Origin of the sequence: Collinsella aerofaciens, assembly GCF_015670795.1 — a bacterium.
Lineage (GTDB): Bacteria > Actinomycetota > Coriobacteriia > Coriobacteriales > Coriobacteriaceae > Collinsella > Collinsella aerofaciens_Q.
Genome location: NZ_JADPCJ010000006.1, coordinates 14,208 through 39,044, shown reverse-complemented (window position 1 = coordinate 39,044; position 24,837 = coordinate 14,208). Strand labels below are relative to the sequence as shown.

The window sequence follows — 24,837 nt, the reverse complement described above, 5'->3', positions numbered from 1 at the left end:
CTTACTTTCCTTCCTTCGCGGGCTTGAAGTCGTAGGTGGGCTTCAACTTGCACTTTTTAACATCAGAGAAATCGAGGGTGACGGACTCGCCGTCCTCGAGCTCGAGGGTCACGTTCGTCTCGGTGGCGGCGGCAATCTTGCCGGCGTACTTGCGACGGCCCTCGGTGGCGGTGGAGGTAAGCTCACAGTTCTCGCCCACAAAGCGGGCAAAGTCGCACGGGCGGCGCAGCGGGCGCGCCATACCCGGGCTCGACACCTCGAGCGTATAGCTCGAAGAGATGGGGTCGAGCTCCTCAATCACATCGCCGACCCACTTGGTGTTGGCCGTGACGTCGTTGAGCGACAGGCTCTGACCCTCGGCACCCTCGATACGCACGCGCACGCAGGGGGCCTTGGTGGCACCCACGAGCTCGACGTCGACGATGTCGATATCGTGCTGGGGAGCGACGGCCTCGAGCGCGTCGATGATCGCCTGCTCGGTCTTGGTCTTGACCATTGCGGCACCTCCATCCATACAAAAAAGAAGCGGGGCCGAAACCCCACTTCTTTCAATTACAACTTCATTTGCAAGCAAACTATACCAATACCTGCACAAACGTGCAACCACAACACAAACCCGCAGGTCAGCGTGAGCACAGGTTCTCCACAAGAAATGGATAATTGGGTGTTGTCGCAAGTATACATAACCAAAAAGGGGGCGACTCCATACGGAATCGTCCCCCCTCGCCTTTTCATGTCAGCTAGGCGCGCAATGCTTACTTGACCACCAGGTTGACCAGCTTGCCGGGCACGCAGATGGCCTTGACGACCGTCTTGCCGTCGAGCCACTTGGCGACGGCGGCCTCGGCGGCAGCCTGCATATCCTCATTGGAGGCATCGCGGGCAACGTCGACGCGGCCGCGGACCTTGCCGAGCACCTGGACCACGATCTGCACCGTGTCCTCAACGGACTCGGCCAGGTCGAAATCGGGCCAGGCGGCGGTGTAGGCGTTGCCCTCGCAGCCGAGCGCCTCGTGCCACAGCTCGTCGGCCCAGAACGGGCAGATGGGGGCAAGGACGCTCACGATGTCCTTGGCCACGCCGTAGCACAGCGCCTTGTCGCGGGCGGTACCCTCGGTGGCGTTGAGGTAGGCGCTCGCCGCGTTGACGAGCTCCATGACGGCCGAGATCGCGGTGTTGAACTGGCCGCGGTCGAAGTCCTCAGTGCACTTGGCGATGGTGCGGTGACGCTCGCGATAGAGCTTCATCGCAACCTCGTCGAGCGCGGACTTGTCGAAGGCCACGTTGGCGTCACCGGACTGGACGAGCTGCCAAACGATACGCCAGGCGCGCTTGATAAAGCGGTTGGCGCCCTCGACGGCCTTGGGATCCCAGTCGAAGTCCTTCTCGGGCGGGGCGATAAACAGGATCGCCAAACGCATGGTGTCGGCACCGTAGGGCTCGATGACCGAGCTCGGGGGCACGACATTGCCCTTGGACTTGGACATGGTGTCGCCGTTCTCGTCCTTGACCATGCCCTGGCACAGCAGGTTGGTGAAGGGCTCGTCCACGCTCAGCAGGCCCAGGTCGCGCAGGGCCTTGGTAAAGAAGCGGCTGTAGAGCAGGTGCAGAATAGCGTGCTCGATGCCGCCGATGTAGTTATCGACGGGCATCCAACGGTCTGCCGCCTCGCGGGAGAAGGGCAGCTCGGTGTTGTGCGGGTCGGTATAGCGCAGGTAATACCAGCTGGAGCAGGTAAAGGTATCCATGGTATCGGTCTCGCGCTTGGCCGGGCGGCCGCAGACCGGGCAGGTGGTCTCGTAGAAGTCCTTGCACTCGGCAAGGGTTTCGCCGGCGCCCAGGTCCAGGTTCTCGGGCAGCGTCACCGGCAGCTGATCCTCGGGCACGGGCACGATACCGCAGTGCTCGCAGTGGATGGCCGGGATGGGGTTGCCCCAATAGCGCTGACGGGAAATGAGCCAGTCGCGCAGACGGAACTCGACCTTGCGACGACCGCAGCCCATGGCCTCGAGGTCGGCCACGATCGCAGCCTCGCCCTCGGAGTGCTTACCGCCGCGCATGCCGGTGTACTTGCCGGACTGGACGAGCGTGCCCTCGGCAGCGTGGGCGCAATCCCAGTCGACGGTCTCGGCATGGAAGGTATCGATGGTCTCGCCGCTGGCCTCGACGGCAGCGCGATCGTCATCGTCCAGGATGATCGGTACGATCGGCAGGTCGTACTTGCGGGCGAACTCAAAATCGCGCTGGTCGCCGCAGGGAACGGCCATGACGGCACCGGTGCCGTAGTCGGCAACGACATAATCGGCAACCCACACGGGGACCTTCTCGCCGTTGACGGGATTTACCACATAGCGGCCCGTGAAGGCACCGTGCTTCTCGAGGGTGCCTTGGGCACGCTCGACGGCAGAGATATGCTTGGAGTCCTCGACGATCTTGGTGACGGCCTCCTCGTACTCCGTACCCTCGACGAGCTCGTGCAGGCCGGCGTACTCGGGAGCCAGGACAAAGAAGGAGACGCCAAAAAGGGTATCGGCACGCGTGGTGAAGACGGTGATCTTGCCCTCATCGCCCTCGATGGGCTCGCCATCCTGGTCGCAAAGGGTAAAGTCGACCTCGGCGCCCTCGGAGCGACCGATCCAGTTGGCCTGCATCTGCTTGACGCGCTCGGGCCAGCCGGGGAGCTTCTCCAGGTCGTCGAGCAGCTCCTGGGAGTACTCGGTGATCTTGAAGTACCACTGCTCCAGGTCGCGCTTCTCGGGCTCGGTGCCGCAGCGCCAGCACTTACCCTCGGTGACCTGCTCGTTGGCCAGAACGGTCTTGCAGTTAGGACACCAGTTGACCGGGTTCTTCTTGCGGTAGACCAGGCCCTTTTCCCACAGCTTCTCAAAGATCCACTGACCCCAGCGGTAGTAGTCGGGGCTGCAGGTCTTGACCATGCGATCCAGATCGTAGGAGAAGCCCATGCGCTTCATCGTAGCGAGCGCCTGGTCCATGTTCTTATACGTCCAGGCAGCAGCCTGCGTGTTGTGCTTGATAGCGGCGTTCTCGGCAGGCAGGCCAAAGGCGTCAAAGCCGATGGGGTGCAGCACGTCGTAGCCGCGCATGCGGGCCTGACGGGCCATGGCATCGCCGATGGTATAGTTGCGCGCGTGGCCCATATGCAGGTCGCCCGACGGATACGGGAACATCTCGAGCACGTACTTCTTGGGCTTGCTGTCGTCGGTGTCGACGGCAAAGAGGTTGGAATCCTCCCAGGCCTTCATCCACTTGGACTCAATGGCCTGCGCGTCGTAGGCAGGGATCTCGTCCTTATGATCTGTGCAATCGCACATATCAGCTCCTTTAATCTTAGCTGGGGTCGGGTGGCTTGGCTTTATTTGCTACTGCGGACAGTCCTGCGCAAGACGAAGAGCACATTAAGTGCTCTTCTTTGCGTGCGGAACTTGTAGCGAACAAAGCCAAGCCACCCGACCCTAAGGTTAACTTGACTGATGATAGCAAATACGACAAGCGAGATGCCTGCGACTTGCGGGCATCTCGCTTTATCTAAATAACGTGGTTGAAACTCAACCTTTATGTGAGGCTCTTACCTTATCGATAAGATACGGACTGCTGAGAATCCTTCACGACTACATCATGGGCGCCGCCTTCGACGATCGAGGTCGAGCTGACCAGCGTTAGGCGTGCCTTTTCCTGGAGCTCGGGGATCGAGAGGGCGCCGCAGTTGCACATCGTTGACTTGACCTTGTAGAGCGTGCCGCCCACGCCGTCCTTGAGGGAACCGGCGTAGGGAACGTAGGAGTCGACGCCCTCGACGAAGCTGAGCTTCGCGGCGCCACCCAGATCGTAGCGCTGCCAGTTGCGGGCACGCGCGGAACCCTCGCCCCAGTACTCCTTCATGTACTGGCCGTTGACGTTGACGCGCTCGGTCGGGCTCTCGTCGAAGCGGGCGAAGTAGCGACCCAGCATCATAAAGTCAGCACCCATGGCCAGGGCGAGCGTCATGTGGTAATCGTAGACGATACCGCCGTCGGAGCACACGGGCACGTAGACGCCGGTCTCCTCGTAGTACTCGTCGCGAGCGCGGCAGACGTCGATCAACGCAGTGGCCTGGCCACGGCCGATACCCTTGGTCTCACGGGTGATGCAGATGGAACCGCCGCCGATACCGACCTTGATGAAATCGGCACCACAGTCAGCCAGGAAGCGGAAGCCCTCGGCGTCGACGACGTTGCCGGCACCGACCTTGACGTCCTCGCCGTAGTTGGCGCGGATCCACTCGATGGTGCGCTTCTGCCACTCGCTGAAGCCCTCGGAAGAGTCGATGCACAGGACATCGGCACCGGCCTCGATGAGCAGCGGCACGCGCTCGGCATAGTCGCGGGTGTTGATACCGGCACCGACCATGTAGCGCTTGTCGCCGTCGAGCAGCTCGTTGGGGTTGGTCTTGTGGCTGTCGTAGTCCTTGCGAAAGACGATGCCCATGAGGTGATCGTTGTCGTCGACGATGGGCAGGGCGTTAAGCTTGTTGTCCCAGATGACGTCGTTGGCAACCTTGAGGCTGATGTTCTTGTCGCCCACGATGAGCTGCTCACGCGGGGTCATGAACTCGGAGACCTTCGTCTGGTGGTCATCGCGACTGGGGCGATAGTCACGGCTGGTGACGATGCCCAGGAGCTTACCCTTGGGAGTGCCGTCGTCGGTAACCGGCATGGTGGAGTGACCGGTCTTCTCCTTGAGCTCGATGACCTGCTCCATGGTCATGTCGGGGGTCAGCGTGGAATCGGACTGAACGAAACCGGCCTTGTGATCCTTGACGGCCTTGACCATAGCGGCCTCGGACTCGGCGCTCTGCGAACCGTAAATGAAGGACAGGCCACCCTCGGTAGCGAGCGCGACACCCATATCGACGCCCGAGACGGACTGCATGATGGCGGAAACCATGGGGATGTTCAGGGTGATTGCCGGCTTCTCACCGCGCTTAAAGCGGGTTAGCGGCGTCTTAAGAGAGACGTTGTTGGGGATGCACTGCGAGGACGAGTAACCAGGGACAAGCAGATACTCCGAAAACGTGTGGGACTCACCGGGAAAGAACGTAGCCATGTTTCTCCTTTTTCCATGCGACCGGTCGGCTGCAGGCCTCGTAGGACCCAGCCCAACCTTGGGCGCCCAATACTGGGGAAGTATCTTAACGCACTTTGACTGCTACAATGCATGATATAAGAAGAGCACACGAGGGTTTGACGCAGGCTTTGCGTTTGCCCAGCAAACACTTTAGCGGGGAGACGTGGAGCGCATGGAGTACAAGACGACGGCAAAGTTGGTCATTCAAGCGTGCGACAAAGATCTGCCGGGCGTGTTCGGCCACGGCTGCGTCTTACTGCTGCAGGGCATCGCCCGCGAGCACTCGCTCAACCGTGCCGCCAAGAGCATGGGCATGGCGTATTCCAAGGCTTGGCGCATTGTGAACGAAGCCGAAGGCCAGCTGGGCTGCAAACTCATCGAGCGCGACGGAGCCCGCGGGTCCACCCTCACCCCCGCCGGCAAGCGAGCCATAGCGGTCTACGAGGAGCTGCAGGCCGACATCAACAACGTCATTGCCAACAAAGCAAACGAACTCATCGCCAGCATCACCAAAAAGTAGCTACTTACGGAGGGCGTTGTCTAGGGTGGCGGCCACGATCAAGGGGTCGTCGGTGCCGGCGAAGAGGCGGACGGTGCTCCCCTGTTTGCCACGTGGGGTCGAAAGACGCGTCGTTGCGCCGCCAGCGGGCGATGTGCGAAACTCCCCCGGCAAAGCATCGAACAGCACCCCCGCGCTGCGCTCGATAAGGTCAAATTCAACTGTCGGGCCAAAGCCGTGCTCGAGGATTCCCGTTGCAGCCGCATGGTCGGGATGCGAGCTCAGCCCGGGATAGCGCACGTTGCGCACCATCTCATTGGCGGCCAGATACTCGGCCAGCGCACGTGCGCGGTCGAAATGCGCCTGCATGCGGGCATCGAGCGTGTCCAGCCCGCGCTCCAGCACACCGGCCTCGTCAGCAGTCATATCAAGCTTGGCCAAGCCACAGCCCTCAAGCAGGGCATGCGCGCACTCAGCCGCGGCATCCACGCGATGGCGCTTGAGCTGCGAGCGCGCGACCGATACGGCAACCAATTTGTGCGGAGCATCACCGGCACATACACGATCGAGCGCCTCGAACGACAGCGCAGCACCCAGCCGCAGCGGATTGCAGCCAAAAGCCGACGCCACGGTGTTGTCCACAACCAGCAGCGCGTGGACCTCACGAGCCGCGCGGCCCAGAGCGCGAAGGCCGGGCACACGAAGACCAAACCCGCCGATAGAGTTAACGAACCACCACAGGTGCGGCCCCTCGGCATCAAACGAAACATCAAAGCCCTCGGACGCAGCAGCAAACGCCGCAACCGACGGCTCGCCCACCATAGCCACGTCGCAGGCATCAAAGCCGCGCGCAAACGCATCGGCAAAGTCGTCCGCAAAGGCCACCAGGCGGTCACCGGGGCGCACAATCCCCAGCTGCGACAGCGCTACCGGCACATGCGGGGCCGCAAACAACCGCGTCTCACGCGCATCGGTCCTCAAAGCCCAGGCCTCTTCTAGCTGCTGTACGCCCATACGGCAACCTCCCTTCATTAACAAAAACCCACGATGCGGGTGTTCCCCGCATCGTGGGCAACGGCTGCAGTATAGCGCCGATATGCGACGAAACGCCTAGATGTTGAGCGCGTGATAGGTCACGTTAGCACCCGGAGCGTCAACGGTCACGCCATAGGCCTCAGGATAGATGCGCGTCGAAAACACGAGCGCGCCATCATTCACGAACACCTCGACCGACGAGACATCGCCAACAATACGCACGTTGCGCACCTCATCGACGGGCTCCCAGCGCACGGTACGACCGCAGCCGGCAGAAGCGCGACCCTCATCGGTAAATCGCATCTCAAAGCGCGAGGGCATTTCGTCCCCAGCGGGCACAAACGCCAGCTTCAGCTCGCCAACAACGGTCGCGGTAAACGCGCCGTCGATACCGTCGACAACAACGTCAAAGCAGGTATCGCCAGCAACCTCCAACGAGCCCTCCCCCACACGCACCGAGGCATAATGGAGCTCAATCTCGCGCGCCGGCTGCTGCAGCACTACGCCGCCGGCACCGACTGTAAGCTCACGCGGCACCGTCATGCAGTGCTGCCAGCCGCACGCCACGGTAGGCGCGTTGCCATAGGTCGGCTCATCGGGCATGCCCATCCAGCCGATTAGAATATGGCGACCGTCCTCGGCCGTGAACTCCTGCGGAGCATAGAAGTCAAAACCAGCGTCCCACAGGCGGAACTCGCCCAGTTCATAGGCACCGTCACCACCGGTGATGTCGCCCGTTACAGGCATGTAGCCAGCAGCGTATACGTTGCCGCGGTTCCAACGACCGCCCTCGAGCCCCTGGGGAGAGAAAGACAGAAACCTTGCCGGTACACCGCCATCCGCCTCGAGCTCAAGGTATCCCGGGCACTCCCACATAAAGCCAAAACGCTCGGGCGTAGACACGCGGCTCTCGAGCTCCCAACTCAGCATATCGGCCGAGCCATACACCAGGATCTCACCCACATCGCGCCCGGCACCCTCGCCGTGCATGACGCAAAATCGACTATCGACATGCGGCCCGTCCACGCGACGACGCGCGCCCAGCACCATGTGGTAACGCCCATCATCATCGCGCCACACCTTGGGGTCACGCACGTGGCAGGTCAAATCCTCAGGATAATCCTCGGAAGCCAGCACCACGCGCTTTTGGCTGAACTCCCGACCGGCAAGGCCATCAACGCTCTCGACATAAACAGTATCGGCGCGGCGGCCGGTATTGACGTAGTCGTACGTGCCGTCCGCATCGGAAAGCTTAACGTTGCCCGTATAGAGCACGCGAATGCGACCGTCCTCGGCAAGCGCGGAGCCCGAATACACACCGTGGCAATCGAACGGCTCGTCGGGCAGCAGCGGAGCGCCAACATAGTCCCACGTCATAAGATCGCGGCTCGTCGCATGGCCCCAGGCCTTAACGCCGCCCTCGACATCAAACGGCGCATATTGAAAATAGGCATGGAACACGCCGCCCGCTTGGCAAAGACCATTGGGGTCGTTGAGCCAACCCGCCGGCGGCATAATATGGAAGCGTTGGCCATACGCGCCATGACCGCACTCAGAGGCGGCGGCGTCAACAGCGGCGACCAGCTTTGCAAGGTCGCGACCAAGTGCATTAGACATATCAAAGTCCTAACGGATCGAAAGTTACAAGGCGCCAAAGATAGGCACCAGATACGGGAAACGCCCGCGAGCATAAAACCCGCGGGCACCCCTCAATCAAAAGCTCTTAGGCCTGCTCGGAAGCCTTGGGCTCGTCCTTGTACAGGACAAACGAGACGGCAAAGGAAACCAGCGCGGCGACCGCAAACATGATCGCGTACTGCACGGGCTGGGCCAGGCACAGCAGGATACCGAAGATACCCGTAACGCCCGTGCCGGAGGCGGCCAGCGAAGTGAGCGCGCAGACCAGGGCACCGCAACCGCCGCCGATGCAGCCGGCGATGAAGGGCTTAAAGAAACGCAGGTTCACACCAAAGATGGCAGGCTCGGTAATGCCCATGAAGGCGGACAGGGCCGAAGGAAGCGCCAGGCCCTTGATCTTGGCATCGCGGGTCTTAAAGGCGACGGCAAGTGCGGCACCACCCTGGGCGATGTTGGCGGCGCTAGCAATGGGCAGCCAGTAGGTCACGCCGTACTGGGCGAGCTGGCCCAGGTCGATGGCGGTGTACATCTGGTGGATACCGGTAACGACCGTGGGGGCATAGAACAGGCCGACGATAAAGGAACCGATGCCGAAGGGCAGGGTCAGAAGGGCCTGGATCAGACCGAGGATGGCGTTCTCGGCCCAGACAAAGATGGGGCCGACGGCAACGAGCGTCACGAGCACGGTCACGAACACCGAGACGAGCGGGGTCACAAAGAGGTCGAACATCTCGGGAACGATCTTGTGCAGGCGCTTCTCGAGGAAGGCCAGAATGGCGCAGGCGATGACGATGGGGATCACGTGGCCCTGATAACCGACCCACTCAAAGCTGTAGACGCCGGGGATGACGGTGACCATGGTCTGAACGCCCTCGGAGGCAACCGTGTAGGCGCTCTGCAGCGAGGAGTTGATGAACGCACCTCCGACGACGGCACCCAGGTACGGGTTGGCGCCAAAGGCCTTAGCGGCGGAGTAACCGATCAGGATCTGCAGAATACCAAAGGACGTGCCCGAGACCAGGTCGGCAATCTTGTAGATAAAGTTATTGGTGTCGAGCGCGATAAAGCCGTTGGAGGCCATAAAGTTGAGGGCGCTCATGATTCCCAGCAGCAGGCCCGAGGCCACGATGGCGGGGATGATGGGGACAAAGACATCGCCGAGCACCTTAATGGCACGCATAAAGATGTTCTGCTGCTGCGCCGCGGCCTCCTTGACCTCGGCCTTGGTGGCAGCCTCGACGCCGCCGAGCGCGATGAACTCTTCGTAGACCTTGTTGACGGTGCCGGTACCAAAAATAATCTGGAGCTGGCCCTGGGCCTCAAAGACGCCCTTGGCGCCGTCGATATTCTCGAGGGCTCCCTTGTCGACCTTGGCGTTATCGGCAATCACCAGGCGCAGACGCGTGGCGCAGTGTGCGGCCGAAACAACGTTGCCGGCGCCACCGATGTTGTCGAGCACCTCTTGGGCTGATTTGCGGTAGTCCATGACTTCCCTTTCCTCCAACGGGCGCATTTGCACCCGGCCATCTTTGACACTTAAACTGTAATCGTTTTCAGTTTCATATGTCTGTAATCGTTTTCACAGTAGGGTGAACGGTAGGAAAAAGCCGGCGAAAGGTAGTTTTAAAGCAAAAAGAGGCGGCTCAGAGGCAGGCAGACGTGCCCAAAGCCTAGACATTCATAAGCTGATGGCCGAGCTTGAGCGTCTTTAGACCACTCTCCCCCTCCACGCCATCGAGCGTGTTGAGCAACATATTGGTCGCCTCGACGCCACTGGTCAGGTAGCCATAATGCACAGTGGGAATGCCGCCCGTCAGCGCGCGCAAAAACGCGTTGTCGCCAAAACCGCTCACGCGGTGTATGCCCTCGCCCATACCGCGAACCTCATCGATGGCACGCAGCGCGCCCGCCGCCATGGTGTCAGTCGCGCAGGCGATAAACGAAACATCGGGATCGACGGAGAGCAGTTCGCGCGCAGCGCGATAGCCCGAGTCGAGCGTAAAGGACCCCTGGCGAATCAGGCTCGGATCAAGCACAACGCCCGCGGCGCCCACGCCGGCCTCAAAACCGCGACGGCGGTCATAGCCGGCCGCGCGGTCCTCTTCGGTAACTCCGATGTAGGCGATCTTGCCATCAACGCGACCCGCAAGCGCACGGCCGAGCTCAAAGGCAGCCTCGTAATCGTCGTGATAGACGCACGCCGTACCCTCGACATGTTGGCCGATCAGCACAATGGGCACGCGGCACGACCCAATCGCGCGACGGTGCTCGTCGGTGATCATGGTTGCCACCAGCACAATGCCATCGACCGGGTGGTTTTGGAATAAATCGAGGTATTCGAGCTCGCGATTGGCCGCGTTATCGGTATTGGCAAGCAGCATCTGGTAGCCACGGCGACCGAGCACCTGGCCAATACCGGCGGTAATGCGGCTTACGGATTCCGAGTTAATCTTAGGCACGATGACGCCGATGAGCTTGGTGGAACCGGTGCGCAGCGCGCGAGCCTGGCTGGATCGCACGTATCCGGTCAGCTCGATTGCATGCTTAATGCGCTCGGCCTTGTCCGCCGAGATATATCCACCGTTGAGGTAGCGCGAGACGGCGGCGCTCGAAACGCCCGCCAACTCGGCCACATCTTTCATCTTTACCACGAGCACCCCTGTCATTGAAATCGCTTTCACCATGATACCTGTTCGTTCCGGCGTTCTAACGAACGCCGGACCGCTCGACGCTGCGCGGACATCTGCCGGGCGATCTGCCGCTCAAACCGTCGCTCGCGTACATGAAGTACGCGTCGCTCCTCTTTCGTGGCACCTCGCCACGGCAGCTGCCCGCTCGCTAACGTACGCTCGACCAGGAGGGCCCCTCTTTGCGCAATTTGCTCGCTAGGGTTCTAGCCGTGGTATTCACCGTTGTATTGGATCAACGTTAGATCTTCAACGCCGTCGAGCGCGCGAATGGCGTCAGCATAGGGCATATCCACACCATCCGAGAACACCTCGGCGGCCATTTCGACCTTGTCGCCGCGCATAGTCTTGGACTTAACGGTGAACTTGGTGCGCCCAAATGCACGCACGATATCGTCGCCGGTGGTCTGGCCCGTGTAGTGGATAACCATCATGTACACGCGCGCCTTGTCCTGGTGGCTCGCAAAGCCGGCGATCATCACCACGATCACCACCGCCGTGAGCGCCACGAGCGCATACATGCCGGCTCCCGCCGTAATGCCCGTGGTAATGGCCCAAAACAGATACAGCAGGTCGAGTGGGTCCTTGACCGCCGTACGGTAGCGGACGATGGACAGAGCACCGACCATACCGAGCGAGATGACCACGTTCGTCGAGATCGCGAGCGTGACCATGCAGGTGAGCACGCACATGCCCACAAGCGTCACGGCAAAGCTACGCGAATACACCACGCCGGTAAAAAAGCGCTTATAGACGTAATAGATCAGGATGCCCATGGCGAGCGCCACGAGCAGCGACAGGCCAATCTTGGCAGGGTCGACCTGGCCAAACGCCTCCAAAACGGAGTTCTTAAAAAAGTCCCTGGTGCTCATGGTCTAAATATCCCCTCGGTTCTCAAAATCCGATTCCCAGTAATTAAATCCGCGCAGGTAGGCGGTCTTTTCGTAACACAGGCAGTACTTGGAGACCGCCGTAAGCTCGGCCGCGCCCGGCGGCACCAAATCGCGCACCAGCTGCGGGCAAAACTCCGTAAACTTGACCTCCATCACCAGCTTGCCGGGCTCCAGGACCGGCAGCACGGGCAACGTCACGTCAAAGATATCGAAGCTTCCCACCACGGCACGCACGTTCATGTCAAACGTAACGCGCACGGTGCCCTCGTCCATCACCCACGGCTCACGCTCGTAGTCCACGATGGTCCGCGGGCGCATCACGTTGCAGATGCACTCGATGTAGAACTCGCGGCAGAGTTGGTGCGGACTCCTCAGCAAAAAGTCGTAGTCGCCAGCAAGAATCAGCTCAAACTCGCCACGCGTGAGCGGTGCGTCCTCCTTGTAGATCCAGCTACCGTACTTCTTTTTGCGCTCGAGCTTAATCACCTTGTCGCCGCCGTTATAGATGCGCACGCGATACTTTTTGCGCATGAAAATGCCGGCGTCTTTTTCCTCGTAGGCCGAGTTGCAGTAGTCGTCAAAATACAGGCTGCGAATGGTGTAACCACCCGCCCGCGCATGCTTGTCCAGATTAAAAACCGGCGCCATGCGACAGGCAAGCGCGGCGTGCTCACCCTCGTTAATGAGATATTTGAGCTCGTGGCGGTAACGCTCCTGCGTGGTACGCGCAGGCGGAGCCGCCAAGCGCTCAAGCAGCGCGCTAGCCCTCCTCATACGTGTCCTCCACGACCTTACCGCCGTCCTGCACGTAAAAACACTTCATGCCGTAGTGCTTGCCGTCGTCGGTCACATAGTAGTCAAACGCATCTTGCGTAAAGTCGTCGGAGTTGGTGGCACGCACGCGCACAAAATACTGGCCGGTATCGGGCGCATCACAGGTCACCTCGGGAAGCAGCACGTCCTCGGCCTTAAAGACCACATCGCTTATGGCATAGTCGCGCGCAAGCTCTACGGTGTAGCGAATGTCGCGCGCCTCAAAGTCGTAGGACGCATCCCAGTTAATGCGCAGCTTACCGTTATCGATCTGCGGCACGCCGATGTAGAACGGCATGGGTTTTTTAAAGCTCTCGCGGTAGCTCTTATAGTTCTCCTCGATCTCGGAGGGAATCGCCGCGGCGATCTGCTCGTATTCGTCCTTGGTCACGGGCAGATGCTCCAGGTCGGGCGCAGCAAAGACAAGCGGCTCCGTGACCTCGCGATAATGCTCGATCATCTTGCTCAGGCGCTCCTTGGTTAAATACGAGCGCAAGTCCTTGACGGCACGGTCGAGTTCGCTGCGGAACGACTTGCTGCGCAACGCGCGGTTAAACAGCACGTTGCCCCAGTAGTTGCTTACGCCGCGCTCCCAGCTCGCGTAGTCCGAAAACCCGGTAAGAGAAAGCTCCAGCTTACGCAGCATGCCGTCGTTATCCCAATCCAGGATATACCAGACCTTGGAGTTAAGCGGGCTATACAGATAGCAGTTACGGTTCTGCGTATCGCAGTTGCCCGTCAGGATCTGAAACGCCAACCAATAGACCAGGTTCTCGGTATCAAAGTAGGTGTCGAACACGTCATCGATCTTTTGCGATTCGTCGTTGAGCGCATCGAGCATCTCGATGAGCTTGGTGTGGTCCGAATCGCCCTTAATCTCGAGCATGCCCTCAAAGCTTGCCTGGTTGTAGTCGGGATCGTCGGCAAGCTTAATGGTGTCCTCGTAGCGATGGAAATCGAAGCTGTTCACCTTGTACAGGTGCCCGTTCTTATCCAAGCCGTGCACCTTAAGCGCCGTCTTGTTGAGCTGCTCCACCTGCGTAAACAGGCCGTAGTCCTCAAAGGTATCGTTGGACTTTTCGGTCTGGTCGCACACCCACAGATGCACAAACTGCGTGCGAAGGCCCATCATCTGGGGAATCCCGCGGATAAGATCGTAGGCCATCTTGTTGCGAAAACGCATACCCTCGCCCATGTGCTTGTTGAGCGCAATCGCGCGCTGCTGACGCCAGGTACCTTTTCCTTTTTTGAGCTCCACCTTGTAATTCTTTTGCGTGTAGGAGCTCGACGTCTGGCCACGCACCTGCACGGTAGCATTGGGCGCTTCCTCGCCATAGCCAACCTCGCCGGCCACCGGGCCGTCTTCGTCGCCCGGCTGCAGCAGGCCCATAACCTGATAGCGCATCACGCCCATGTCGGCATAGTCATACACCGAGTACGTGTTGATCTCGGCCCAACTGTGGTCGGTGTTCTCGGAGCTGTTACCGCGCGAGACCGTCAGGTACATGGTCACAATACCCGAGTCGTCGTAGACCTCGTACAGCTCGTCCTTATCGCGCAGGTGCTTGGACTGGTCGGAGGCCTCGGCCTTTTTTATCTTGTCCTGCTTTTTGACCTTGTTGGTCGAGGAGTCTTCCTGCACCGAGCAGCCCGAAAGCAACAGCGCACCGGAGGCCGCCTCAAACAGGCGACGACGAGACATCATCCTATCGGTCATCAGAACCTCCCCAATGCTTGCGATACACGTGAACTACTGCGCGCTCAAACGCGCCATGTGGCTCACCCTTATGGCGACCTTCCTCATAGCGCTGTTCGGCACGGTCGAGCAAGCGGCCCAGCTGTGTAAACCAGCCCGTTTTGACGGTCGCCACAATGGGCTGCTGGCTCAGGATACGATACGGCAAATTGGCGGTATAGGTATCGAGCCGCAGCAGCGCCACGATAAAAAACACCGCTGCACCCAACAAAAAGCCAAAGCCGTAAAACTGCTGCGGCAAGAGCAGAGAAACGGCAGTCGCCAGCCCGGCCACACCGGCAAACAGTCGCGAAGCCAGCACGGCCCCCTTGTAGTCGGTAAAGTACAGCAAGATCAGCAGGATCGTGTTGCCCACGGCATACAGGCCATAGCCCACGCATAACGTGCGGAAATACCCGTGCATCAGGTTGTTAAAGCCCAACGGTAGGGCCGACAGCACCGTGGTCTCGAGCGAGATGACCGCCGCCGTCACAAACAGTTGCTTGAGCGCACAAAAACGCAGTTCTCGGTTGAGCGTGGCAAGCATTTCCTCCTCGGCCACCACAATGTCGCCCACCACGCCACCGTCGTTGAACAGGCTGTAGTAGTCGCGGTAGCGCGGATAAAAGTTGACCTCGACCGAGACCACAAAGTTGACGGACGTGACCAGGATCGTCAAAAACGCGATGAGCGCCGGCACATCGTGGTAGGGCGCACCATAAAACAAGCCCTTGACCTGCACACCAATGGGACCGGCCCATATTATCACCAAGTGCGCAAAGAGGCCCAGGTTGGTAAACAAGCCCGTGAGCGCCAGCGGCATAAACTGATCAAGCCACCGTAAATAGAGCCAGGGGCTGCGATCGCTCTGCGGAAAATACCGGTACAGCAGCACCACGTCCCAGGCGAGCATGACGCCGTAGCCCAGAGCAATTGATGCCAACAGGCCCTCGACCGGCGGCAGTCCCAGCGCCAGCGCGGCCAGGGCGCACAGGCACGCCACGCCAATGGCAGCCGCAAAGCTGCACAGGATACCGCGGTAATCCTTGATGGCCGTGAGGTAACTCATGCCGTTCCAGTTGACGATCATAATGTTGAACAGCCACAGGCACAGCAGCCCCTGCAGCAGCGTGGCGCCCGAGAACAGCAAAAAGACGCCGTAGAGCACCGTGCCCGCAACGAGCATAATGGCGTTGGAGCCCCAAAACGAAGGTAGGATCTCATCCTCGCGCTCGGCAAAAAGCATATCGGCCAAAAAGCGCGTGACCGGCATAGAGAAAAAACTCGTGAGCGTGAGCGACGCCAGCAGCGTATAGGTCACCATGCACACCAGCAGATCTTGGTTGGCACGGCCCACACCCCACAGACCGCACAGCACCAAGATACCCACCTGGAGCAGCACGCCCAGCAGCATGGGGCCCGTACACACAATGCCGGCGTAGCCATAGGCGCGCATCGTGGCAAACAGACCCTTACGCCTAAACAGGCGCTTGAGCTCAAAACCGATTCCGGCCACCGGCTACTCCCCCTCTCTGGGCAGGTTAAACGCACACGCCGTCTCGTCGTACAGTGCGCGATAGTTGGTGAGCATCTGCTCGTGCAAAAAGTACGTGGCAACGCGGCGCTGGCCGCGCTCCCCCATCTCGATACGGCGGGCGCGGCTTGTGCACATGCGTTCCATGGCATCGGCCAAGCCCTTGCGATACATAGGCGGCGTCACAAAACCCGCCACGTCAAAGTCGTCGCCCGGGGCGCCTTCGAGTAGCTCGCGGCAGCAGCCCACCTCGGTCGTCACGCAGGGACGGCGCGCTGCAAGCGACTCCAGCACGCTGAGCGGCTGGCCCTCGGAGATGCTCGTCAAAATGGTAAAGTCGAGCTTTTCCATGTACTCGACCACGTTGACGCGACCGGTAAAGATCAGGTCGCGCACGCCCAGGGTATCGACCAGCGCGTGGCACTCGGCGCCGTACTCTTCGTCGTCCACGCCGCCCATGATGTGCAGGCGCACCTTAGGCAGGCGCTCGTGCAGCTCAAAGAAGGCATAGATCATGGTCTTGACGTCCTTGATGGGCGCCAAGCGCACCACTGCGCCAATATCCACCCAGCCATCATCGGGCTTTAAGGGAATATCCTTAAAGCGATCGAACTGGATGCCGTTGGGGATAACCAGGCATTTGTCCGCATCACAGCCCATATCAATCTGCGTCTTGCGGGCGTTATGGAACAAACTCGTCACGCGGAAGGCGCGGCGGTAGATCTCCTCCGAAAGCAGGTAGAAAAAGCGAATCCAGCGGTCCTTAAATGACGGCACCACCCAATCGGCGCGAATGATCTCTTCCTCGCGCTCGCGGGTATAGATGCCGTGCTCGGTGAGCAGCACCGGCGCATGGTGAACGCTTGAGCCCAGACAGGCGAGCAGGCCGCCGTAGCCGGTCGAGATAGCGTGGTACACATCGGCAACCGGCACCTCGCTGCCCAGCAGGTAGAGCACCGGCAACAGCATAGAGCGCATGGTGTGGAATGCGTCGGCAAAGGGCGTGTAGGGGTACTCGGCAAGGCACACGTCGCGGAAGATGTCCATAAACGTTCGGCTCTGCAAAAACGAGAGCGGATGCACGCGACGGCGCTGAAAGATATCGAACAGCACGTCCCAGTCCGGATTGGAGAGCGACACCAGACGGCGTAGCGCCTCGCGCTCGCGGTCGTTAAAACTGGCTTCGTGCTGCTCGCCCGAAAGCCGCAGGGCATCGTCCAGGAACACCTCGTGCACCTCGACCACGTTGCCGGGCAGCTCGTAGACAAACTTGCCACGGTCGGCAGCATGCGCGCCGATCACCCACAGCACAAACTCGTGCTCGGGCATAGCCGTAATGTAGCCGTGCATCCAGGTAGACACGCCGCCGTGCACATAGGGGTAGCAACCCTCGAGTACCAAGCAGATTCTCATTTGTCGCTACCCTCCTTGCGCGCAATGGTCACCGTCTTGTCCGTGGCTTTGACCAGGCACAGGTCGCCCGTCAGATGCGTAATATCGCCACCCGAGACTGCACCCGCCTCGCCGTTGTTGGCACGGAACATGAGCCACGCTTCGTCGTAGAAATTGCCCAGACTAAGCGTCCAGGCATCCGCGCTGGTATCCACGCTCACCGTCACGGACGAAAAGCGCTGGATAGCACCAGAGCATTCCGAGCCGGTCTGGCGACGCAGGTCGGGCGCAGACCTGGTAAGCCAGTCCAGGTAGTCGGTCAGGCCGCCCTTGTAGACCTCCCAGCCTTGCCTGGCGCCGCGATCGGGATCGAGCAGATCGTCCGGGTGCATAAAGTGCGTGCTCACGTAGTGCATGTTGAGCTCGGACACGGCTGCCAGGCGCATATAGGAATCGTCGACCATGCCGCCCGAAACAATACGTGGCTGCTCCACAATGCCATCGCTCGCCACGCCAAACTCCTGCACATACGGCAGGTCGGTGCCATCCTCAAAATACGTACTGGCAATGGTCTTAATGCGCGGAACATCGGTACCGATAAGCTTGCGCGCGCGGGCCGAAAGGATATTTGACGGCGGCACGTAAACCGAGCCATGAGCGTTGGGCAGGACCTCGTCTTGAAACGCGATAAGTTCGTTAAGCGAAGCGACAAGCGTCTCCTCGTTCTTCCACGTCTTGTAGTCGTACAGCGTGCCATAGTCGGTGTCCCAGAGCGCCAGAGGCTGATGGTTGTAGCCATGAAAGCCCAGCTCTCCGCCCATCTGCAGCAGCATGCCGCCAAAATAGCGGAACTGCGTGGTATCGGGTTGGCGCGCGGGCTCAGTCTGGTTGACCGCGTCCTCGTAGTTTTCGATCATCACGCCGGTATAGCGAATGCCGTATTTTTGCGCGAGCTTTTGCAGATCGGGCCACCAGACCTTGGTGTAAAAATCGGCAATGGAAAGGCCGTAATCACGCTTGATATAAGTACCATCACCCGAGGGCACGGGGCTAGGAAAGTCGTCCAAATAGAACACGGCGCTGTTGATGACCGGATAGGCCGTGGCATCACCCAGCAGGCTGATCGCCGCGGCGTAAAAGCCACGCATGACCTTGTCGTAGATACCAATGTTGCATACCACGGTGCGCCCGCTACCGCAGTCATTCGACCAAATGAGCGGGACACCCGCATCGCCGGTCTTAGCCCACACACGAGCCGTCTCGCGCAGCGAAACCGAAAGCGACGAATCAAAGGGGTCCGAGAGCTCGTAGCGCTCTCCCCCGCCCAGCATAAAGTCCTCGCTCGGCACGATGCTTTCGGCTGTCGCATAGTCATATCCGGCCGATTCGATCCCAAGCTTGGAGGCAATCACTTGCAGATAGCTCGAGTTATCCGGCGGCATCGCGAGCATAAGCGAACCGCCGGCACTCATCCAACTCATAATGTCGCTCAGGTGCGTACCGAGCCCATCGAGCGACGGCATGAGCAAAATCACGCGATCGAAGGACGTCAGCGAGGGAATGGCATCCGCGCCGTCCAGGGCAAGATCCACGTCGCGGTGCGCGATCTTCATGTCAAGCAGGATCTGGTCGAACTGCTCCTTTACGTCCTCGACGCCAGCTTGATCGGAATCGGAAATGACCAGGCACGTGGGCTTTTGACCAAACATCGCCGAGGAGGCCGGCACCGCATCGTTGGCGGCAAGCATCCCCAGCTTATGCTGGCCCGCACCGTACTGCACGCCGGCACGCTCCACCAGCAGCACGGCGGCCATGACAATAAAGACCGCCCACACCACGAGGAGTCCCATCCAACGAAAGCGCCCTGCACGGTCGCGGATATGTTGCGCCACGCTCATCTGGCCTCCTCCCCGTCGCGCCAAAACGCCAACTTTTCGCGGTTGTCGGCGCTCAAATATACATGTTGCTTGTCAATCGCATCGATCACACGGTGGACCTCGTCACCATCGCGGCGCATCACGGCCAGGCGCAGGCAAAGCATCCAAACCTCCTGCTCCTCGGGCACGTCGAGCACCAGCTGGTCGATCACGGCCTGCGCCTCGTCAATCTGTCCGACATCGGCCAGCGCCGTCGCATATCGAATGCGCAGCTCAAAGGTGTCCTCGCGCTCGCAGCGACGCGCAAGCAGGCGCGCGTACTGTTGGCGCTGAATCTGAGCCACGCGCCCCTCGGCCAAGCCCGAGCCCAAGTATTCACCAAGAAAATCGCAGTATTCGTTGAGGTTTTGCGAGCTCGGGTCCGTCTTAAAGGCGCGCTCCAGCTGCTGCAGTTTAAGGTCGGACTCCTTGGAGATCTGCGCCACCGCCGTCGCGGCATAGTGCGCCACCTCAACGTCGTCGTTAAGCTTAGCCGCCTGCAGCTGCGCCAGGTACGCGTCGGGCTCCTCGGTGAGCATGGAGAGCATTAGGCGGCGCCGGCATGCCGGATCGTTGACGATGAGCGCCTCCTCGAGCGGCACTACGCCTGCATCGGCGTCACGGTCGTGCACCAGGATGCTGCGATGTAGGTCGTCGTTGAAGCGCAGCGACTCCAGCGCAGACTCTTTCAGCCCCTCGCCAAACACCGCGCTGCGGGCCGATAGCAGAACCACCAGCAACGGGCCCCACAGCGGCACCAGCACTATCACAGCCAACATGTGCCCGCGCACCGGCAGCAGGCCCAGCTTCATGAGCGTCCACAGCATCAGGCAAACCAGCGCATGAATCAGCAGCAAGACGGCAGCAACGACAAGCGAGATCAAGCGGCACCCCCCTCACCGTCACCGGTGTAAGAGATGTGCTGCAACAGCGCCACGATGTCCTCGCCATCGACGGGCTCCACCGCAATCTGCTTTGCGCTCAGGCGCTCGCGGATAATGGGCAGATCGCACGCCTTTGCCTGGCGCATAAGCAGGTAGAGCACGTCGCCGTCGACCAAGCCCGCCGCGTCGCTCTCGCGGATTGCCGACCCGATTGCGCCCACCAGCTCGCCGACAGGCTCCATGCCCGGTACCACGCGCAGGAGCAAAAAACTCCCCATCTTGCTATCTGCCAGCGCCTGCTCCGCCGCGAGCTCTTGGCCAAAGGCCACCTGCTTGAGCACGCAAGTGCCGTCAACGCAGCGTTTATCCTGCGCCACCGCCTCATAATCAAAGGCACGGCCCAGCGCGCTTTCGACCAGCCCGCACAAGATGCGAAACAGGTTTTGATAATAGAGGGTCATTTGGTTTTCGGCCGCACGACGCACAAAGATCAACACGGCGGGTGCCCCGTCGCGCTCGATCGTGTATCCAAACATGGGAAGCCCCGGCGTCAGCTCGCGGTTCACCCACAGGTTCGAACGACCCCCGTCACCCAAAAGAGGTGCAAGCTGCTCAAGCGTGAGTGAGCGTGCGGCATCTTCGGCAATCGCAGGACTTGCTGCCACCAGGCGTGCAAATGCCCCGCCCGAAACATGGTAGATCGCCACCGAATCGTTCTCGAGGATCTCGCCCAGAAGCTCGCAGCACTTGCGATAGATGTCGCGAGGGTTGAGTACGTCGAGCTCCTGCGTCACGGCAAAGATCTTGCCAAAGCTGTCGTGGCGACCCACGATCTGGCGCCTGTACGCGCGCTTGTCCTCGATCGCGTCGTGGTAGAGCTGCGTAAGGAACGTATTGCGGTTGCGCACGAGCTCGTTTTGATCGCGCTCCGCCCTAATGGCTTCGCTGTTGCGCAGCTGCACATAGCCGCACACGGCACCCACCACAAAGTACGCAATAAACGGTAGCCAGTTGGACGGCTCGTAGAACAGACCCTGGAAGGTATAGCCGTACTGAGTAAAGTAGCTGGCTGCCAAACCCACCGACGCCAGCAGCGCCGCAACCAGGCCAAAGTCCAAGCCATACAGCGTGCCGATCAGCACCACGTAGAGCAGGCGATAATCGAGCACGTTGAGCTGGACCGATTGTGAGAACAGATGCTCCAGTACCTCGAACAGAACCCAGGCAACGCCCGTCTCTAGGCATTTAATAGGCAGCGTGCGCATCTGGATGCGGTCGATGGCGGCGCGCAAGGGGTTGACCTTCTTTGCGCGGCCAGCATCCCAACGCGCTTGAATGGTCGAGAGATCGCGCAGCAAGTCATAGCGCTGAAACCAGCCATAGCGCACGCGAGCGACGTCGCTGGCGGGCAGGGCGTAGCCGGCAGAATCGCCATAGGCAACGGCAAGGCCGGGGAACAGCGCCTTGAGGGCGTCGCCCACCTCACCCGCCGTGTGATGGAAGGTATCGGCTACGTCGAGCGTCTCAAAGTTACCATCCCAGCTATCGAAGATACGGCGTACCAGCACCGCAAGCTCCTCGGCACACAGCAGGGGAAACGCCGCATCCTGCGCGCCCTGCAGAGCGACCGATCCGGTTGAGCACGCGTCGAACAACGGCACCAAAAACGGGTCCTCCAGCGCGGCAGACGCGGTATACAGGAACGGCACGCGCAGAATCTTGGTCTGAACGCCCTCGCGAGCAGCGTAGTAGCGGCACAGGTCGTTGGCTGCGTGCGCGATAATGCCCTTGCCCGTTCGCCCCGCGGCATCGGCGGCGCCCTCGGCACCCGCGGGCCCCGCTACATACAGCAGTTGGACCCGGCGACCCATGCACGCGCGAAAGACCGAACGCAGCAGCTCGATATCGCCCACGGTATCGGTATGCGGGGTAAGGTAATTGGATAGGTAGACCACGCGGTCGAACTCGTAGGCCTGATCCAGGTGTTGCAGAAGCTCTTTCCACGAGGCATGGGGCGATGACTCGTCGCGGCGCGCTTCCGCGGCAGCGACGACCTGGACATGGTCCCCGGGGAACGCCTTGGCACAAAAGTCATCGTCAACATATGCGGTGTTGCCAACAACCAGCACCTCCATGGCGCACTCCCCCCCTAAAATCCACTTTAGACATAGTCAAACATGCGTATTTTACGCTGTCAACGCGAGCTGAAACGTCTTTAAGGCTGTTTTAAGAACTTTTTTAGGGAATGTGGGGACATCGAGGGTGCTAAATGCGCACCCAATCGGGGGTACGGTGAAAAACCGAGATCTGTCAAACAGTCCCCTGTTTTGGGCATCCGCGACCTGCAGTTTTGTTGGCAAAAATCGATGTGCGCTCGGCGAGTTTCGATTTTCCCCGCACTTCTCCTACGCACCGGACTCGCAATAGCGCAGTACAATCCGCCAATCGCACTAACCGGAAAGCCAATCCAGCGACTCGCCTAGCCAACCAGATACGGCCCGATTACATCGAAAATTTCGCCCACCTTGGTTGCGGGATTTTGCAAAGAGGGCTTGAGGTTACCCAGCTCCCTATGGTGCGTATCGAGGCGCCCAGCACGCTGAAGTGCCTCGCCCCGTTTATCGTCCACTGCTTCGAACAGCCCGCCCAAGTTCTTGCGGTACTCGATGCCCAAGTCCTTAGACATCGCCTGAGCAAGGGCGCGCTGACACTCCGCGGCCGACATGGGGGCAGACGTATAACGAAAGTGCAAAAGCGGCCACAGCTCGAAGCAGGGGTTCGACCACAACGCGTGGAAGGTCCTCGATTCATCGGAGAGCTCGGTGCATTTGCGCTCCATCGCGTCAAAGTCGGACGCAGGGAAGTCATCCTTGTCATACACGAGCCACACATGGTCGAACGTCTCGGGCGCATAGCGACAGTGTTCGACGGCGAAGTCAAGCAGGTCAAGCGTGTGTTTGCCGGTTCCCTTAACGACAATGGCAACCTTACGCTCGTTAGCCGCGCCCAACGCCGCACGCATACCCTCAAAGTAGCGAGGCTCGGTCTCCTTGCCCTCGCTCACTACAAGATGACGCGTCATCTGAACCATGCGCGAGCGGCCCCCTCGCTTGCCGCTACGCCAGCCCTTCGGCTTCTTCGCCACCATGCTAATCCCACTCCTCGATGCGGGTGAGATACGGATCGGCGCCGTAGCGACCGGACAGGTATTGCTTGTCGAAAGCCGCGTTCTTGCTTACCAGATTACCGTTTGCCTCGTGGATGTCGGCGAGAGACCACAGTTGGCTCGCCTCCCCCTCGCCGCGCGCAGCGAACCATATCTCGTCACGGCGGAACACATCGTTTCGCATGGTTGACACATCCTGGGACGAGAAGATGAGCTGCGCGCCATTCTTGTTGACCTCAGGATCCTTAAACAACAGAATCACATAGCGAAGAAGCTTCGGGTGCAGTTTGGCGTCGAGCTCGTCTACCACAACGGTGCCACCACGTTCAAGCGCTGTCATCAGATACGCAGCCAACCCCATAAGCTTCTGGGTTCCGGCAGATTCCTCGGATAAACGCAGCTCGTATGACTTGCCGCCCACCTCGTGCCTCACGAAGACGCGCTGGCCGCGCCACTCCGGCGCCCTTTCCACTCTGAAGCCATCAATACGCACATCAACGGCGCGCAAAAAACGCGTGACCTCGCGCGAGTCGCCCTCGTCGAGCATTTGCTCGAGCATCCGCTCCAGGTAGGAACTGTTGTAGTTGAGAAACACAGTGTCGAGAAACCAGTTGGCCGCCTCCTGGACCACCGGAGCATCGAAGTTGATGCAAAGGAACGATAGGTACGGCAGGCTCGGGTTGAACCTCGCAGCCGTCACAAGCTTACGCAGTGTGGGGCCGAGTTCAACCTTTGTATCCTCGCGCTCGAACAGCATCGCCGTGCGCGACGCTCCCAATTTACGCCGCCACAGCCCTTCGGACACGATCTCATCGGCGTGTACAGACAAAACATAGCGGTACTCATGCTCGCCCGCGCGGTAATAGAGCTCGAACTCGGTGGGCTCGGCAGCAGACACGTCATCGAACTCAAACGCCGAACAACGGGCTATCAAAGGGCGATCACCCTCTGGTGTATCAGCGCTGGCAGACAGCAATCTAATTGGTCTGGCTACCGCCGAACGAACGTAGTCAAGAGCCTCGAGCAGATTAGACTTGCCGCCAGCGTTGGGCCCGTACACCGCAGCCACCGGAAGGAAACTCTGCCCGTCGGAACACTCTATGAGGGAACGCTCAAACTCCTTCATCGGCGTCGCCTGCATGGAAAGCTCCGCCTCATCGCGATAGGATCTATAGTTCCTGAAGGTGAACTGGCAAAGCATCGTCATCAACATTCCTTTCATTATTTTGAAAAGATATATCAGAGTTTTTCTTTGATTATAGACTTTAAGTAGTCTTAATCAAGTGCTTACTACACCAATGACAGCAGGCGTAAGGTGCCAAACCGACCATACTCGACCATCCCATTGCCGGAATGGCGTTTAGCTAGCACGTCGCACATTACATGCATGAAAAAAGGGCAACACTCTCTAACAGAAAGCGTCACCCTTAAAGCTCCGCAGAGCTTTTGTATTACAGGACAATATCCTACACCATCTCAATGAAATGAAAGGACGCATCTAGGCCTGTCCGGTAAAAGCGT

18 protein-coding genes are annotated in these 24,837 nt (G+C 59.9%); 1 reads left to right on the top strand and 17 read right to left on the bottom strand.

Annotation, left to right across the window (positions count from 1 at the left end):
- Position 1: 1 nt before the first annotated feature.
- The 3 genes from rimP to I4W09_RS03290 all read right to left on the bottom strand — a co-directional run bounded on the left by rimP (position 2) and on the right by I4W09_RS03290 (position 5,103).
- The gene (gene rimP / locus I4W09_RS03300; protein ID WP_152068090.1) at positions 2-496 is read right to left on the bottom strand and encodes a ribosome maturation factor RimP; all 495 of its coding nucleotides are present in this window, start codon (positions 494-496) and stop codon (positions 2-4) included.
- Positions 497-755: 259 nt separating this feature from the next.
- Positions 756-3,332, bottom strand: a complete 2,577-nt coding sequence (gene leuS / locus I4W09_RS03295; RefSeq protein WP_196031832.1) for a leucine--tRNA ligase — start codon at positions 3,330-3,332, stop codon at positions 756-758.
- 259 nt (positions 3,333-3,591) lie between these two features.
- Positions 3,592-5,103: an IMP dehydrogenase gene (locus I4W09_RS03290; RefSeq protein ID WP_055251158.1), complete on the bottom strand. Its 1,512-nt coding sequence runs from the start codon at positions 5,101-5,103 to the stop codon at positions 3,592-3,594.
- 193 nt (positions 5,104-5,296) lie between these two features.
- Here I4W09_RS03290 and I4W09_RS03285 point away from each other — a divergent pair, with 193 nt between their 5' ends.
- Positions 5,297-5,644: a winged helix-turn-helix domain-containing protein gene (locus I4W09_RS03285; protein ID WP_196031829.1), complete on the top strand. Its 348-nt coding sequence runs from the start codon at positions 5,297-5,299 to the stop codon at positions 5,642-5,644.
- Here I4W09_RS03285 and I4W09_RS03280 read toward each other — a convergent pair whose 3' ends face one another.
- The 14 genes from I4W09_RS03280 to I4W09_RS03215 form a co-directional block, all read right to left on the bottom strand.
- Positions 5,645-6,637 (bottom strand): PLP-dependent transferase, encoded by a 993-nt coding sequence (locus I4W09_RS03280; RefSeq protein WP_196031826.1) that lies wholly within the window; start codon positions 6,635-6,637, stop codon positions 5,645-5,647.
- Between the two features lie 96 nt (positions 6,638-6,733).
- Positions 6,734-8,275: a glycoside hydrolase family 32 protein gene (locus I4W09_RS03275; RefSeq protein WP_196031823.1), complete on the bottom strand. Its 1,542-nt coding sequence runs from the start codon at positions 8,273-8,275 to the stop codon at positions 6,734-6,736.
- Between the two features lie 106 nt (positions 8,276-8,381).
- On the bottom strand, positions 8,382-9,782 hold the full coding sequence (locus I4W09_RS03270) for a PTS transporter subunit EIIC (RefSeq protein WP_196031820.1): 1,401 nt from the start codon (positions 9,780-9,782) through the stop codon (positions 8,382-8,384).
- Positions 9,783-9,966: 184 nt separating this feature from the next.
- A complete protein-coding gene (locus tag I4W09_RS03265) occupies positions 9,967-10,938 on the bottom strand; it encodes a LacI family DNA-binding transcriptional regulator (RefSeq protein WP_230318657.1) in 972 nt (323 codons plus the stop codon).
- A gap of 251 nt (positions 10,939-11,189) precedes the next feature.
- Complete coding sequence (locus I4W09_RS03260; RefSeq protein WP_196031815.1) at positions 11,190-11,855, bottom strand: DUF4956 domain-containing protein; 666 nt, start codon at positions 11,853-11,855, stop codon at positions 11,190-11,192.
- Between the two features lie 3 nt (positions 11,856-11,858).
- On the bottom strand, positions 11,859-12,650 hold the full coding sequence (locus tag I4W09_RS03255; RefSeq protein ID WP_196031812.1) for a polyphosphate polymerase domain-containing protein: 792 nt from the start codon (positions 12,648-12,650) through the stop codon (positions 11,859-11,861).
- Positions 12,637-14,406: a CotH kinase family protein gene (locus I4W09_RS03250; protein WP_196031809.1), complete on the bottom strand. Its 1,770-nt coding sequence runs from the start codon at positions 14,404-14,406 to the stop codon at positions 12,637-12,639. The genes I4W09_RS03255 and I4W09_RS03250 overlap by 14 nt, the downstream gene beginning before the upstream one ends.
- On the bottom strand, positions 14,396-15,940 hold the full coding sequence (gene pelG, locus I4W09_RS03245; protein ID WP_196031806.1) for an exopolysaccharide Pel transporter PelG: 1,545 nt from the start codon (positions 15,938-15,940) through the stop codon (positions 14,396-14,398). Before pelG ends, I4W09_RS03250 begins: the two co-directional genes overlap by 11 nt.
- Positions 15,941-15,943: 3 nt before the next feature.
- On the bottom strand, positions 15,944-17,371 hold the full coding sequence (gene pelF, locus I4W09_RS03240; RefSeq protein ID WP_196031803.1) for a GT4 family glycosyltransferase PelF: 1,428 nt from the start codon (positions 17,369-17,371) through the stop codon (positions 15,944-15,946).
- A complete protein-coding gene (locus tag I4W09_RS03235; protein ID WP_196031801.1) occupies positions 17,368-19,248 on the bottom strand; it encodes a DUF2194 domain-containing protein in 1,881 nt (626 codons plus the stop codon). The genes pelF and I4W09_RS03235 overlap by 4 nt, the downstream gene beginning before the upstream one ends.
- On the bottom strand, positions 19,245-20,150 hold the full coding sequence (locus I4W09_RS03230; protein ID WP_148332849.1) for a tetratricopeptide repeat protein: 906 nt from the start codon (positions 20,148-20,150) through the stop codon (positions 19,245-19,247). The genes I4W09_RS03235 and I4W09_RS03230 overlap by 4 nt, the downstream gene beginning before the upstream one ends.
- Entirely contained in the window at positions 20,147-22,285 is a 2,139-nt protein-coding gene (locus I4W09_RS03225) for a DUF4118 domain-containing protein (RefSeq protein WP_148332850.1), read from the bottom strand. The genes I4W09_RS03230 and I4W09_RS03225 overlap by 4 nt, the downstream gene beginning before the upstream one ends.
- Positions 22,286-22,629: 344 nt before the next feature.
- On the bottom strand, positions 22,630-23,298 hold the full coding sequence (locus I4W09_RS03220) for an RloB family protein (protein WP_148332099.1): 669 nt from the start codon (positions 23,296-23,298) through the stop codon (positions 22,630-22,632).
- 1 nt (position 23,299) lies between these two features.
- Entirely contained in the window at positions 23,300-24,523 is a 1,224-nt protein-coding gene (locus I4W09_RS03215) for an AAA family ATPase (protein WP_196031798.1), read from the bottom strand.
- Positions 24,524-24,837: the final 314 nt, after the last annotated feature.

Excerpts from the sequence above, each read along its gene's own strand:
- I4W09_RS03255 (WP_196031812.1), bottom strand. The coding sequence starts at position 12,650 with ATGAGGAGGGCTAGCGCGCTGCTTGAGCGCTTGGCGGCTCCGCCTGCG.
- I4W09_RS03235 (WP_196031801.1), bottom strand. The coding sequence starts at position 19,248 with ATGAGCGTGGCGCAACATATCCGCGACCGTGCAGGGCGCTTTCGTTGG.
- I4W09_RS03290 (WP_055251158.1), bottom strand. The coding sequence starts at position 5,103 with ATGGCTACGTTCTTTCCCGGTGAGTCCCACACGTTTTCGGAGTATCTG.
- rimP (WP_152068090.1), bottom strand. The coding sequence starts at position 496 with ATGGTCAAGACCAAGACCGAGCAGGCGATCATCGACGCGCTCGAGGCC.
- I4W09_RS03275 (WP_196031823.1), bottom strand. The coding sequence starts at position 8,275 with ATGTCTAATGCACTTGGTCGCGACCTTGCAAAGCTGGTCGCCGCTGTT.
- I4W09_RS03265 (WP_230318657.1), bottom strand. The coding sequence starts at position 10,938 with ATGAAAGATGTGGCCGAGTTGGCGGGCGTTTCGAGCGCCGCCGTCTCG.
- I4W09_RS03225 (WP_148332850.1), bottom strand. The coding sequence starts at position 22,285 with ATGGAGGTGCTGGTTGTTGGCAACACCGCATATGTTGACGATGACTTT.
- I4W09_RS03220 (WP_148332099.1), bottom strand. The coding sequence starts at position 23,298 with ATGGTGGCGAAGAAGCCGAAGGGCTGGCGTAGCGGCAAGCGAGGGGGC.
- leuS (WP_196031832.1), bottom strand. The coding sequence starts at position 3,332 with ATGTGCGATTGCACAGATCATAAGGACGAGATCCCTGCCTACGACGCG.
- I4W09_RS03270 (WP_196031820.1), bottom strand. The coding sequence starts at position 9,782 with ATGGACTACCGCAAATCAGCCCAAGAGGTGCTCGACAACATCGGTGGC.
- I4W09_RS03280 (WP_196031826.1), bottom strand. The coding sequence starts at position 6,637 with ATGGGCGTACAGCAGCTAGAAGAGGCCTGGGCTTTGAGGACCGATGCG.
- I4W09_RS03215 (WP_196031798.1), bottom strand. The coding sequence starts at position 24,523 with ATGACGATGCTTTGCCAGTTCACCTTCAGGAACTATAGATCCTATCGC.
- I4W09_RS03285 (WP_196031829.1), top strand. The coding sequence starts at position 5,297 with ATGGAGTACAAGACGACGGCAAAGTTGGTCATTCAAGCGTGCGACAAA.
- I4W09_RS03250 (WP_196031809.1), bottom strand. The coding sequence starts at position 14,406 with ATGACCGATAGGATGATGTCTCGTCGTCGCCTGTTTGAGGCGGCCTCC.
- pelF (WP_196031803.1), bottom strand. The coding sequence starts at position 17,371 with ATGAGAATCTGCTTGGTACTCGAGGGTTGCTACCCCTATGTGCACGGC.
- I4W09_RS03260 (WP_196031815.1), bottom strand. The coding sequence starts at position 11,855 with ATGAGCACCAGGGACTTTTTTAAGAACTCCGTTTTGGAGGCGTTTGGC.